This is a genomic window from Corynebacterium sp. P4-C1 (assembly GCF_030503595.1).
Classification (GTDB): domain Bacteria; phylum Actinomycetota; class Actinomycetes; order Mycobacteriales; family Mycobacteriaceae; genus Corynebacterium.
Genome location: NZ_CP129966.1, coordinates 810,554 through 823,216, shown reverse-complemented (window position 1 = coordinate 823,216; position 12,663 = coordinate 810,554). Strand labels below are relative to the sequence as shown.

Sequence of the window (12,663 nt, the reverse complement as noted above, 5' to 3'; positions counted from 1 at the left end):
GCCATGGGGTCGCGCCGCTCGCTCAGCCAGGTCCTGCCCGACTTTCCGTGGGACACCATCGCCGACGTGAAGGCGAAAGCCGCGTCGCATCCCGGCGGGCTGATTGACCTGTCCGTCGGAGGACCCGTCGACGACGTCCCGCCGCCGATCCAGCTCGCGCTCTCGGAGAACGCCGCAGCGCCGGGCTACCCGCAGACCATGGGCACCCCTGAGCTGCGCGCCACCATTGTCGCGGCGCTGGAGCGCCGCTTCGGCATCACCGGGCTCAACGAGCGCGCTGTCCTGCCCACCATCGGGCTCAAAGAAGCCATCGCGTGGCTGCCGACCCTGCTGGGCCTGCGCGGTCAGACCGTCGTCATCCCGGAAGTCGCGTACCCCACCTACGAGGTCGGGGCACTCATCGCAGGCTGCGATGTCGTGCGTTGCGACGACCCAGCGAAAGCCCCCCGCGACGCCGCCTTAGTCTTCATCAACTCCCCGTCGAACCCGACCGGTGCTGTTGCGACCGTCGAGCTGCTGCGCTCCTGGGTCGCCTTCGGCCGCGAAACCGGTGCGATCATCGCCTCCGACGAGTGCTACCTCTACCTCGGCTGGACCGTTGAGCCGGTATCCATGCTGCACCCGTCCGTCACCGACGGCGACAACACCGGCCTTTTGGCGCTGCACTCCCTGTCCAAGACCTCGAATATGGCGTCCTACCGCGCTGGGATGATTTCCGGCGACGAAACCCTCGTTCAGGAACTGCTCGAGGTACGCAAGCACGCCGGCCTGATAGTGCCCGGTCCGATCCAGCACGCCATGGCCGCGGCGCTGGAGAGCGACCTGCACGAGGAAATGCAGCGTTCCACCTACGCCATGCGCCGCCTCGAGCTGCTCAAGGCTCTGCCCGAGGCCGGCTTCGCCGTCGACCAATCCGATGCTGGTCTCTACCTCTGGGCGCGCCGCGAAGGTATGGATTCCCGCGAGGTCCTCGACTGGCTCGCCGACCGTGGCATCCTTGCCGCCCCTGGCCATTTCTACGGCCCGGCCGGTGCGCACCACGTCCGGATCGCCCTGACTGCGACCGACGAGAAGATTGCGGAGGCGGCGCAACGCTTAACTGAGTGACTCGGTGATGCGGTAGGGCGGTGATGCGCTGCCGGGGCCGCAGCGCATAACGTTTTCATGTACCCGGCTCCGCGGGACTAAACTGTCAAGAGTTTAACTACAGCGCGACAGCAACGCGGAAAGGAAGGCGGCCGGGGTGACCCACAACGACACCGAACCCACTGCCGACGCGCAGGGGAACCGGGGGAGCACAGCTGTCCGGGTGATCGACGGGCTGCGGGAATTCATCAAGTTCGGCATCGTCGGAGGCTCCGGCGTGCTGGTGAACTTCGTCGTGTTCTACGTGGCGTCGAAAGGACTGCTGCACGGCTTCGGCCTGGGTGCCGACGACATCGTGGCCCAGATCGGCTCCACCCGCTGGAACGTGCGCTGGTACCATCTGCTGTCGTCCCTGGCGTTCCTGCTCGCCAACACGTGGAACTACCAGCTCAACCGCAGCTGGACCTTCCGAGGCATGATCAAGCGTTCGTGGCTGCGCGGATTCTTCCCGTTCTTGGCAACGGGGTTGGTCGCCTTCGTCGTGTCGCTGACATGCATGACGCTGCTGATGAACCCGACCACCCCCGTCGGCCTGCCAGACCACATTTTCGACGGCTCCAGCGGTCTGCGCACCAAGTCCTACTGGGCGCAGGCGATCTCGACGCTTATCGCGATGCCGGTGAACTTCATCATCAACAAGCTCTGGACATTCCGGAAACCCAAGGCTGCGAGAAGCAGCACAGCGGCATAGGGGAGACAACAAAGAACTGCCGGCAGGGATTACGCCCGCCGGCAGTTTCAGTGTCCCGGACTCCTGGACGCGTAGTGATGTATCTGCACACGGTTCCTGAATCTGCTCATCCCGTGAGCTCGCGGAATCTAGTCGATGTAGATGTTATTGGCGAACGAGACTGGCCTGGAAGGCAAGAGAATACTAAAACACTCCACTGCAAACCAAAAGGTTAAACTGGCGAAATGGCCATGTCCATTGATTATGTGCGTTGGATTGGAATTGCAGCGTGGACCAGTGGTTTAGCCGTCCCACGAAACTGCCAGGCATTGGCTGTTCTTCCGGGGGATTTTCCCGGAAGAATCTTGGTCCAGAGCGCCGGGGGACGCGCCACAACATTCGAGGACATTGAGCGTGAGTACACACATATCCAGTGGTTGCTAGCCGGAGCTCCTAGTGATGAATCTGTGCTGGATTATGTGTACCACCAGAAGCTCTGTTTAACGCATTATGAGCTCATCGACCATGACTTCGCCATCCTGGATGTCAGCGATAGCGCGTGCGAGAGCAAAAACTACTCCTTCAGACAGTCGTCTGCCGCTGATCGCCGCCCCGACTACAGTCCCAAGGCAGCATTAGCCGCAGCTCAGCGCCTCAGCAACTCCGCAAGAGGATCAGCTCTTTCAGAACATATTCCTGCCTGGAATATGGCCGAGCCATTAGGACTGCTAGCTCTTGCTGTTCGTGAATACTTCACAGGCGCGGTAGTACGGGAACTTACTCGGAAGTATGTAAAGGATCTTCGTTCGGATTCTCGAAACACCCAGGAAGTTCTCGGTTGTGGCCGCCTTGCTTATAGCGTGGCATTCAAAGTTGATGATGACTCTGCAACCACCGCTCCGGCGATCACCCTGCACGTTCAGGACGATGATCCTCTTTTCACAGAATCAGTGTTGAGGCACATCCTTGACCGGGCACAGGCCTTCGCTAGCGCATGTGGAAGTGGCGTTCATTGTGGGTCGGTATTCCACAACATCATTTTCCACCAGGCGTTCCCTAGCACCGTCCATGAACCGGATGCTGAAGAAACACCAATCATTCTGTACCGGATCCCGCTCAGCACTGATCTTCTCCCTGTCCAATCCTTAACGCAGGTGTTGGGGGACAGCGCCGCCCGCACAGCCGATGACGCACTGAGAGAACCTCCCCAACGGACTTCGCTAAGTATTCGCCGGCTCCCAGATAGCGGCATCATCCGGGTACGCAGCTTCATGCCAGGAACAAGTATCATCGATCGTGCAATTCACCGCGGTGGCTATCTCGCATCCTCGGAAATTGTTTCTAAGCTACAACAGGAAAAGGCGATGGCTGATCCTGATTGTCTCGCCGCAGCTGTAACACCGGCGCTGATCTGGGAATCTCTCAGCACTTGGGGTCTCGCGTCCGGCAGCACCGCAAGTTCGTGTTCCGTGCTTAGCGTGCGTGCCAATAGCATCTCCGCTGTGGAAGGTTCCATTCATCAACCACTGTTGACAGTTGAGGTCGATGCGCAGGCGCCACTCGGCACTGTGGCACATGACGTGTGTGATGTTCTCGGTGACCTGGGCATCGATTCCTTTACGGACTTCCCGATTGAGTTACTGTGGTTCGATCAGCCGAAAGAGGCCAGCGTCAGCACCTTCTCTCCCAACGCTGCACCCCCACAGGCCACGTCGCTGGAACTCCCCGTCTTATGGCCTCGTGCGTTAGGGGCACGATCAATAGCTGCCACAAATCAGGCACTCGCGCTCGCCGCCGTTCGCCGAGCTCTGCGCCACTTTTGCACTAAAGGCCTGTCATGGATCGGGGTTGCTCATGCTAGAAAAACCTCTGCCAGTGGGAGGCATCTGATTATGGTGGCGGTCGCGTTCGAGTCTGAATACGCAGACAGAGCGGCCGTCAATCAGGAATTGTCCCTCGCAGTGAATGCGGTTTGTGCCGAAAACTCTATCGGTCCACATGTCACGTGCGAGGTTATCGATGCTAACCAAATAACCGACGTTTCAGCGTGGGTCACGGCGGCCGGGTACCATCCCGTTACTGGTTTCCTGCCTGCATATATTCAGCTTGAACACCTCAACACCAGACAACCATGACCCTGGCATGGGTGAGGTCCGATCAAGTGGCGCTACCTACCGTTCGCGATCTGGCCTTTTGGTGCGAAGATCGTTGGGGGCCATCGAAATCCACAGCATCGAGGGCGTCAGTTCGCGAGTGCGTTAGTTGTTGTGCAGCTCCGCGTTGAGCTCCACGCCCTTCGCCTTCACCGCCTCAACAGAGCCCGTCACGGAGTTGCGGCGGAACAGGATGCCGTTGGCGCCGGAGAGCTCAAGGGCCTTCACAGTGTCGCCCTCGGAGCGGCCCACGGCCTGGGCGATGTCGGCGGACAGCACCACCTTGGTGCCGGCGGTGACGTAGAGGCCGGCTTCGACGGTGCAGTCGTCGCCAAGCGAAATGCCGATGCCCGCGTTGGCGCCGAGCAGGCAGCGCTCGCCGATCTTGATGGTCTCCTTGCCGCCGCCCGACAGGGTGCCCATGATGGACGCGCCACCGCCGATGTCCGTGCCGTCGCCCACCACGACGCCTGCGGAAATGCGGCCTTCGACCATGGATGCGCCGAGGGTGCCGGCGTTGAAGTTCACGAATCCCTCGTGCATGACCGTGGTGCCCTCAGCGAGGTGGGCGCCGAGACGAACGCGGTCCGCGTCCCCGATGCGCACACCGGACGGAACGACGTAGTCCACCATGCGCGGGAACTTATCGACGGAGAACACCACCACGGGGCCCCGCGCCGACAGACGGCCGCGCACGACCTGGAAATCGGAGACAGCGCACGGACCGTAGTTCGTCCACACGACGTTGGCCAGCAGGCCGAAAAGACCGTCCAGATTTGCCTCGTGCGGCTTGACCAGGCGGTGGGAGAGAAGGTGGAGGCGGAGGTACGCGTCGTAGGCGTCGACGGGGGCGGCCGAAATGTCGGCAATCGACGTCGCCACCGGCACTCGCGCCACACCGCGGTCCTCGTCCGGCCCGGCGAGCTTGGCGAACTGCTGCGGGGTCTCCTCCAGGCGGGTCGTCCCCGTCGTGGCGACCGACTCACCGAGCTTCGGTGCCGGATACCAGACATCCAGGACAGTTCCATCGTGGGTGACAGTGGCCAAGCCCCGTGCGAATGCGGTGGTCATAGTATCAATCAGTTCTTTCTCTTACGGTGTATGCGAATGCACGGCCCGCGCAATGCGCTGACCGTGCTCAGCTTAGAAGATCTTTCGCCGGCGTGGGGGATAACGCACAGCGGGCGGCACCCGGCGCGCTAGACCGCCCTAGACCGGGCTAGACCATGTGCGCCGGTTCGGAAGCCTTGCCGCGGTGCACGATGAGGCTGGTCACGACTATCACGCTGACGACAACGAGGGCGGAGACGAGCTCGGTGCGGCCGTTGGCGTCGAAAAGCATGAGCAGAATGAAGCCGCCCAGCGTGGCGAGCGTGAGCCACGGCAACCACGGGTAGCCCTTCATCCGCACGCTGGTGATCTCACCCGATGCGACGAGCTGGGGGTGCAGGCGGATGTACGACAGGATCACCATCGCCCAGATCGAGATGAGGATGCCGCCAACAGCGTTGAGCAGGAAGGTGAGCAGCCCCGGCGGGTTCCACCACTGCAGGGCGACGGAAACGAAACCGAACACGATCGAGACGAGCACCGCACGGACCGGGACACCCGACGCATTCGTCTGCGCGAAGTAGGAGGGGGCGTCGCCGCCGCGAGCCATCGAGTAGAGGAGGCGGGAGTTGCCATAGAGCTGCGCGTTGCACGCGGACAGGAGGGCGAGCGCGATCACGACCTCCATGATGGTGGCGGCGCCGGGCACGTTCGCGCGGTCGAGGACGAGGGTGAAGGGGGATTCGGCGGCCGAGTCGGCGCCCGCGATCTGGTCGTACGGCAGCAGCAGGACGATCAGCAGCACCGAGCCGATGTAGAACACCGCGATGCGCCAGATGGCGGAGCTGATCGCCGCGCTGACGGCTTCCTTGGGGTTCTCGGATTCCGCGGCGGCGATGGTGACCAGTTCGATTCCGCCGAACGCGAAGGCGACGGCCAGCATCGCGGTGGCGAGGCCGCCGATGCCGTTGGGCATGAAGCCGACACCGTCGATGTTGCTGGTTCCCACGGCGTCCATGCCCGGGAAGAGGCCGACGACCATGAGCACGCCGATCACGAGGAAGATGATGATCGCCGCGACTTTGATCAGGGCGAACCAGAACTCGAATTCACCGAAGCCGCGGACGGCGGCGAGGTTGATTGCCGCGAAGAACACGACGGCGACAAGCGCGGGGATCCAAGGGGCGATGCCGAACCAGCCGGAAATGATGGCGGAAGCGCCGGTGATCTCCACGCCGATGATGAGCACCTGCATGATCCAGTAGGACCAGCCGACGGAGAAGCCCGCCCAGGCGCCGAACGCTTGGTCGGCGTAGGTGGCGAAGCTTCCGGAGGAGGGCCGGGACGCCACCATTTCCGCGAGCATCGTCATGATGCAGACGGTGACGGCGCCAGCGATGATGTAGGCGATGACGACGGCTGGGCCGGCGGCCTGGATGCCCACGCCGGTTCCGAGGAAGAGCCCGGCACCGATGGCGGAGCCCAGACCCATCATGGTGAGGTGGCGGGTTTGCAAACCGCTGTTGAGGGTGTTCGACATGAGTCAAGTGTAGGAACACTGGGCGCGCGCCAAGAATTCAGGGTGAATTAAATGCAGTAGGAGGCAAAAAGAGCACGCTTATCGACGCCCGCACCCGCCCAGCGTCACACCCCGTTCCGGTTCCGCACGACCGGCGTCGCGGAATGCGGCTCGTGCGTGATGGTCCAGTCCGACTGCTCGGTGACCGTCCGGGCGGGGACGTAGGTCTTCTCGGCCGGGTTGCGGGTGTCGTAGACGATGGTGCCGGGCTCGAGAATGACACCGGAGCCGAGTTCGCAGCGGTCGCCCATGTTCAGGTCGATGAGGCCCGCCGACGGCCGGATGACGCAGTTCTCGCCGATGCGCAGGGGAGTGCGGTTGTGGCCGTCGGTGCGCTCGGCCATGACGAAGGACGACAGGCCGATGTCGGAGCCCGCCCCGATGACGCAGGAGGACAGCACGCGCCCTTCGACCTGCGCCGGCCCGAGTGTTCCGGCGTTGTACGACACGGAGCCTTCTCGGAACACGCTCGTGCCGGGCGCCAAGTACGCCCCGAGGCGCACGCGCTCTGCCTCCGCGATTGTCACGCCGGTGGGGACGACGTAGTCCACCATGCGCGGGAGGCGCTCGATGCCATAGACGTGGATGTTTCCGCGCGCACGCAGGTTTGTGCGCACGAACTCGAAGTCGTCGGGCAGGCACGGGCCTTTATTCGTCCACGCCACCGGCACGAGGTGCTCGAGCACGTCGGTCATGTTGATCTCCAGGGGCTTGACCTTGCGGTGGGAGAGCAGGTGGAGGCGCAGGTACACGTCGTGGGCGTCGACGGCGGGGGCCGACAAGTCCGCGATCTCGGTGCGCACCGGCACTACTTCCACGTGCCGGTCCCGGTCCATGCCGATCAGGTTGAGCAGCCGGGGCGAGAGCTCGTTGGCGCTGACGCGGCGGGTGAGGGGGTGGGGGATGTCGTCGATAAGCTCGACGGTGGGGTACCAACTGTCGAGGACGGTGCCGTCAGCGGCGATTTGTGCGATTCCTGTCGCGCGGGCTCCTTGAGGCATGGCTGTATCGTACCGGTAGGATCGCCCCCGTGAAGCTGGACCTATTTGCTGACCCTGTCGAGTTGACGAAAGCCTTGATCGACATTCCTTCGCCGTCCCACGAGGAGGGGGCGATCGCCGACGCGATCCAGGCTGCTGTCGAGGACCTTGACGTTGAGGTGACCCGCCGCGGCAACACCGTCGTCGCGCGCACCAACCGCGGTCTGGGCGAGCGCATTGTGCTCGCCGGGCACATCGACACCGTGCCCATCGCCGACAACGTCCCGCACCACGTCGAGGGTGACGTGCTGTGGGGCTGCGGGTCCGTGGACATGAAGTCCGGCATGGCGTGCTACCTCCACGCATTCGCGGCCCTGTGCAACTCCGACGACCTCGCGTTCGACATGACGCTCATCTGCTACGAGGCGGAGGAGGTCGCCGCCGAGTACAACGGCTTGGCGCACCTCGAGCGCGACGAGCCCGAACTCCTCGCCGGGTCGCTGGCGCTGCTCGGCGAACCGTCCGGCGGCATCATCGAGGCCGGCTGCCAGGGCAGCATCCGCGTCACCGTCACCGCGCGCGGCACCCGCGCGCATTCGGCCCGCGCGTGGCTCGGGCACAACGCGGCCCACGACCTTGCCGGCGTGCTCGGGCGCATCGCGGAGTACGAGCCACGCGCCGTCACTATCGCGGGCTGTGAATACCGGGAGGGCCTCAACGTCGTGGGGCTGGCCGGGGGAGTGGCGACGAACACGCTTCCCGACGAAGCCTCCCTCACCATCAACTTCCGCTTCGCCCCCGACCGGAGCCTCGACGAAGCCAAACAACACATCGAGGAGACCCTCGCGCTCGAAGAGGGCCTCGAATTGCTTTACGACGATGCCGTCCCCGGCGCCCTCCCCGGCCTCGACGCCCCCGCCGCCCAGGGCTTGCTCGCCGCTGTCGGCGGAAGTTTCCGCGCGAAATTCGGATGGACGGATGTGTCGCGGTTCTCTACGCTTGGTGTTCCGGCTGTGAACTTCGGTCCCGGCGACCCTGGGTTCGCCCACAAGATCGACGAGCAGTGCCCGATCGGTCAGATCAGCTCCGTCGCCGACACGTTGATGGCATACCTGACCGGGGCTTCCCGCACCTCCGCGTAGCTCGCCCAGCGGCTGCGCGTAGGTGGGCGCACGCGCAGCCGCACATCTCCCCCCACAAACTAGAAAGCTTAAATTCGTGGCTCCAAAGATCACCCCGCGCCCGGACCGGGACCGCACGCTGAGCGGCCCGATTCTCCGGCGCCAAAGGGACGGCGACACCGATTCCCCCTCAACGTACGACCAGCGGCTCCTCCAGATGGGCCGCGCGGATCACGACTGGAAGCACGCGGACCCGTGGCGCGTCATGCGCATCACCAGCGAGTTCGTTTCGGGTTTCGACGCGCTCCAGGACCTCGACTGGGCCGTCACCGTTTTCGGCTCGGCCCGTCTGGGGGAGGGGACCCCGGAGTACGAGCAGGCCCGCGCGCTCGGTAAGGCGCTCGTCGAGGCCGGCTACGCCGTCGTTACCGGCGGTGGACCGGGCCTGATGGAAGGTCCGAACCGTGGGGCGCACGAGGCCGGCGGCATGTCCGTGGGCCTTGGTATCGAGCTGCCTTTCGAGCAGGGGCTCAACCCGTGGGTCGACCTCGGCCTGAATTTCCGCTATTTCTTCGCCCGCAAGACGATGTTCCTGAAGTATTCGCAGGCGTTCGTCTCGCTGCCGGGCGGGTTCGGCACGATGGACGAGGTCTTCGAGGTCCTGTGCATGATCCAGACAGGCAAGGTCACGAACTTCCCGATGGTTCTGCTCGGCACCGAGTTCTGGTCGGGTCTCGTGGAATGGATCCGCAGCCAGCAGCTCGCCCGCGGCCTCATCTCGGAGGGCGACGACCAGCTCTTCCTCGTCACTGATTCCGTCGACGAGGCGGTCGAGTACATCGTCAACACGCATCGCGAGATGTCGGACCCGCGCAACCTGCACAAATACAAGCGCGCATGAGCCCGCTTACCGACGGCCTCCCCCGCGTCATGGCCATCATCAACCGCACCCCCGACTCGTTCTACGACAAGGGAGCCACCTTCGCCCTCGACGCTGCGCTCTCCCGGTGCCACGAGGTCGTCGACGCGGGAGCCACCATTGTCGATGTCGGGGGCGTGAAAGCCGGTCCCGGCGACGACGTGGATGCCGCCGAGGAAATCAACCGCGTGGTGCCGTTTATTGCCGCTGTGCGTGAACTCTTGGATAAGCGCTACAGCGGCGGCAGCGGCGGCAGCAGCAGTGGCGGCCCAGCGGACATCTCGGTGGATATTTCGGTGGACACCTGGCGCCCCGAGGTCGCCGAGGCAGCCGTGCGCGCCGGCGCGACCCTGATCAACGACACGTGGGCGGGCTACGAACCTGAACTCGTCGAGGTCGCCGGCGCCCACAAGGTCGGCTACGTCTGTTCGCACACAGGTGGAGCGGTTCCGCGGACACGCCCGCACCGAGTCCACTACGACGACGTGGTCGCCGATGTCATCCGGGAGACGACGGCCCTCGCGGAGCGCGCCGTCGAATGCGGCGTGCCCGAAGGGAAGGTGTTCATCGACCCGACGCACGACTTCGGCAAGAACACCTTCCACGGGCTGGAGATTCTCCGCCGCATCGACGAGGTCACCGCCACCGGCTGGCCGGTGCTTATGGCGCTGTCGAACAAGGATTTCATCGGGGAGACCACCGGCCGCGGAGTGGGGGACCGGGTCGCGGGGACACTCGCCGCCACTGCTTGGTGCGCCGCCCGCGGGGTCGCCGCCTTCCGTGTCCACGAGGTCGCCGAGACACTCGACGTCATCCGCACCACTGCGGCGATCCAGGGCGTGGCGGCGCCGCTCGACACGATTCGGGGTCTGGCGTAGTGGACGTCTCCGTCGTTATCCCGGCGCTCAACGAAGAAGCCACGGTCGCCGGGGTCGTGCGCGCGGCCCGCGCGTCGTGCGCAGACGAGGTCATCGTCGTCGACTCCGACTCCACGGACTCCACCGCTGAACGCGCGCGAAACGCCGGAGCGAAGGTGATCAACTGGCGCGACATCGCCCCGGACATCCCCGTCCAGCCGGGAAAAGGGGAGGCGCTCTGGCGCGGGGTCCGCGCGGCGCAAGGAGACATCGTGGTCTTCCTCGACGCGGACGTGACGACCGTTTCGGAGGGGTGGGTTGACGGGCTGGTGGGGGCGTTCGTCGATAAGCGTGTGCATCTCGCGAAAGCGACCTACACTCGCGCGCTCAACGGTGCGCCGCGCGGTGGCGGGCGCGTCACGGAACTGACGGCGAAACCGCTGCTGCGGCTCCTCTTCCCGCAACTTCCGGAGCTCGACCAACCCCTCGCCGGCGAATACGCCATCCGCCGCAGCACCGCACTCGAGGTGCCGTTCGTCGCGGGATACGGCGTCGAGGCTGGCCTGCTTATCGACGTCGCCACCCTCCACGGTCCCTCCTCCCTCACCCAAGTCGACCTTGGGCAGAGGATCCACCGCAACCGTCCCCTCGACGAGCTTTCCGGCATGGCCGAGACCGTTGCGCGCACCATCCTCGCGCGTGCCGGAATGCACGACATTCCCCAACGCCAGCCCTGGACCGAACTGCGGTAACATCGCCTCATGCTGTCTTGGGTGATTCTGATCCTCGTCATCGCCGCGGTGGCGCTGCTCGGCGCGTGGATGTCCTCGTCGATTTTCGGCCGCGGAGAAGCACTGCCGCCGATGGACGAGCCGCGAGACGTGATGGCCGCGAACCGCGCCGCCGTCGATGCGGGGCGTTTCGGCGACATTGCTCTCGAAGTCGTCCCCCGGGGATACCGCCAAGACCAGGTCGACGATCTCATCGAGCACCTGCTGAGCGCACAAGAGCGTAGGATTGATGGGGAGTTTTCGCCCGCGGAGCCCGAACTGGAACAATCCAGCGTGGCCGGAGGCGAGAAGCAGACAACCGAAGAAGCCAAGGAGTAACACCACATGGCAGCAATGAAGCCGCGTACCGGCAACGGTCCGATGGAAGTCGTCGAGGAGAGCCGCAAGATCGTGATGCGCATCCCGTCCGACGGCGGCGGGCGTCTCGTGGTGGAGCTCAACAACGAGGAAGCAGCCGAGCTGGGCCAGCTCCTCACTGATGTCGCCGCTGAGTAGCGCAGCAGGTAAAATTACACGCCATGCTCAAAGACATTGTTGATGTGCTGGCGGACCCCGTCGACGGTAGCCCCTTGACGGGTGCGGACGATTTCACCCGCCTGGTGTCTGAGACAGGGCACTCGTACGACGTGGCCAAGCAGGGGTATGTCACGCTGGCCTCCGGTGCCGGGATCGCGCATGAGGGCGACAGCCCGGAGATGGTGGCATCCCGCGAGGCGTTCCTGTCGCGGGGCCACTTCGCGCCGTTCGTGGAGACGGTCACTGAGCGCGTCCTCGATGCGCTCCAGGGGCTCCCTCTCGACGACGACGCCGCGACCACCCCGACCATCCTCGAGGTGGGCGCCGGAACTGGCTACTACCTGAGCCACACTCTCGATGCGGTGGAGAATTCCCGCGGCGTGGGTGTGGACATTGCCGTCCCCGCGGCGAAGCATTTGGCGAAGGCGCACCGCAACATCGGTGCCGTCGTCGCCGACGTGTGGGAAGGTCTGCCGCTGCGCGACGCATCCGTCGACGTGATCACGGTGATTTTCGCGCCGCGCAACCCGCAGGAATTTGCCCGCGTGCTTGTCGACGACGGCGAGGTCCTCATCCTCACCCCCCAAGCCGGCCACCTCGACGAACTGCGCGAGCCCCTCGGCATCCTAGGTGTCGAGGAGGGCAAGATCGAGCGCATGCTCGAGCAGGCCGCCGGGCATTTGGCTCCCGTCGGGGAGCCCGAACTCATCGAGTTCCCGATGTCGTTGGACCGTGAGTCCATCGCCGCGCAGGTCGGCATGAGCCCTTCCGCGCGCCACCTCGATCCCGAGGTTCTCGCTGAGCGTGTCGCCGCGTTGCCGGAGACTATGACGGTGACGGCGCGTGCGCAGCTGACCCGCCTGAAGAAGGCCGGCCGCTAG

13 protein-coding genes are annotated in these 12,663 nt (G+C 64.6%); 10 read left to right on the top strand and 3 right to left on the bottom strand.

Translation table 11 applies throughout. The features are described from left to right. Positions 1–3 precede the first annotated feature (3 nt). The 3 genes from dapC to QYR03_RS03810 all read left to right on the top strand — a co-directional run bounded on the left by dapC (position 4) and on the right by QYR03_RS03810 (position 3,951). Entirely contained in the window at positions 4–1,107 is a 1,104-nt protein-coding gene (gene dapC, locus QYR03_RS03820; RefSeq protein WP_259851348.1) for a succinyldiaminopimelate transaminase, read from the top strand. 136 nt (positions 1,108–1,243) lie between these two features. Next, entirely contained in the window at positions 1,244–1,837 is a 594-nt protein-coding gene (locus QYR03_RS03815; RefSeq protein ID WP_259851349.1) for a GtrA family protein, read from the top strand. 224 nt (positions 1,838–2,061) lie between these two features. Then, on the top strand, positions 2,062–3,951 hold the full coding sequence (locus QYR03_RS03810; protein ID WP_301713024.1) for a hypothetical protein: 1,890 nt from the start codon (positions 2,062–2,064) through the stop codon (positions 3,949–3,951). Between the two features lie 123 nt (positions 3,952–4,074). Here the strand turns inward: QYR03_RS03810 and dapD are convergent, their stop codons facing one another. From dapD to QYR03_RS03795, 3 genes are all read right to left on the bottom strand, one after another. After that, the gene (dapD, locus tag QYR03_RS03805; RefSeq protein WP_259851351.1) at positions 4,075–5,040 is read right to left on the bottom strand and encodes a 2,3,4,5-tetrahydropyridine-2,6-dicarboxylate N-succinyltransferase; all 966 of its coding nucleotides are present in this window, start codon (positions 5,038–5,040) and stop codon (positions 4,075–4,077) included. A 148-nt stretch (positions 5,041–5,188) separates the two neighbouring features. Beyond that, on the bottom strand, positions 5,189–6,559 hold the full coding sequence (locus QYR03_RS03800; protein WP_301713025.1) for an amino acid permease: 1,371 nt from the start codon (positions 6,557–6,559) through the stop codon (positions 5,189–5,191). A gap of 104 nt (positions 6,560–6,663) precedes the next feature. Then, complete coding sequence (locus QYR03_RS03795) at positions 6,664–7,599, bottom strand: succinyltransferase (protein ID WP_259851353.1); 936 nt, start codon at positions 7,597–7,599, stop codon at positions 6,664–6,666. Between the two features lie 29 nt (positions 7,600–7,628). Here QYR03_RS03795 and dapE point away from each other — a divergent pair, with 29 nt between their 5' ends. The 7 genes from dapE to QYR03_RS03760 all read left to right on the top strand — a co-directional run bounded on the left by dapE (position 7,629) and on the right by QYR03_RS03760 (position 12,663). Continuing rightward, the gene (dapE, locus tag QYR03_RS03790) at positions 7,629–8,720 is read left to right on the top strand and encodes a succinyl-diaminopimelate desuccinylase (RefSeq protein WP_259851354.1); all 1,092 of its coding nucleotides are present in this window, start codon (positions 7,629–7,631) and stop codon (positions 8,718–8,720) included. A 76-nt stretch (positions 8,721–8,796) separates the two neighbouring features. Beyond that, positions 8,797–9,600: a TIGR00730 family Rossman fold protein gene (locus QYR03_RS03785; RefSeq protein ID WP_301713026.1), complete on the top strand. Its 804-nt coding sequence runs from the start codon at positions 8,797–8,799 to the stop codon at positions 9,598–9,600. Then, the gene (gene folP, locus QYR03_RS03780; protein ID WP_301713027.1) at positions 9,597–10,496 is read left to right on the top strand and encodes a dihydropteroate synthase; all 900 of its coding nucleotides are present in this window, start codon (positions 9,597–9,599) and stop codon (positions 10,494–10,496) included. The genes QYR03_RS03785 and folP overlap by 4 nt, the downstream gene beginning before the upstream one ends. After that, positions 10,496–11,227: a glucosyl-3-phosphoglycerate synthase gene (locus tag QYR03_RS03775; RefSeq protein ID WP_301978862.1), complete on the top strand. Its 732-nt coding sequence runs from the start codon at positions 10,496–10,498 to the stop codon at positions 11,225–11,227. Before folP ends, QYR03_RS03775 begins: the two co-directional genes overlap by 1 nt. A gap of 9 nt (positions 11,228–11,236) precedes the next feature. Next, positions 11,237–11,584 carry a cell division protein DivIVA gene (locus QYR03_RS03770; protein ID WP_259851358.1) on the top strand — a complete coding sequence of 116 codons (348 nt, stop codon included), beginning with the start codon at positions 11,237–11,239 and terminating at the stop codon, positions 11,582–11,584. Positions 11,585–11,590: 6 nt separating this feature from the next. After that, on the top strand, positions 11,591–11,761 hold the full coding sequence (locus tag QYR03_RS03765; RefSeq protein ID WP_259798789.1) for a DUF3117 domain-containing protein: 171 nt from the start codon (positions 11,591–11,593) through the stop codon (positions 11,759–11,761). 23 nt (positions 11,762–11,784) lie between these two features. Further along, the gene (locus tag QYR03_RS03760; protein WP_259851359.1) at positions 11,785–12,663 is read left to right on the top strand and encodes a methyltransferase domain-containing protein; all 879 of its coding nucleotides are present in this window, start codon (positions 11,785–11,787) and stop codon (positions 12,661–12,663) included.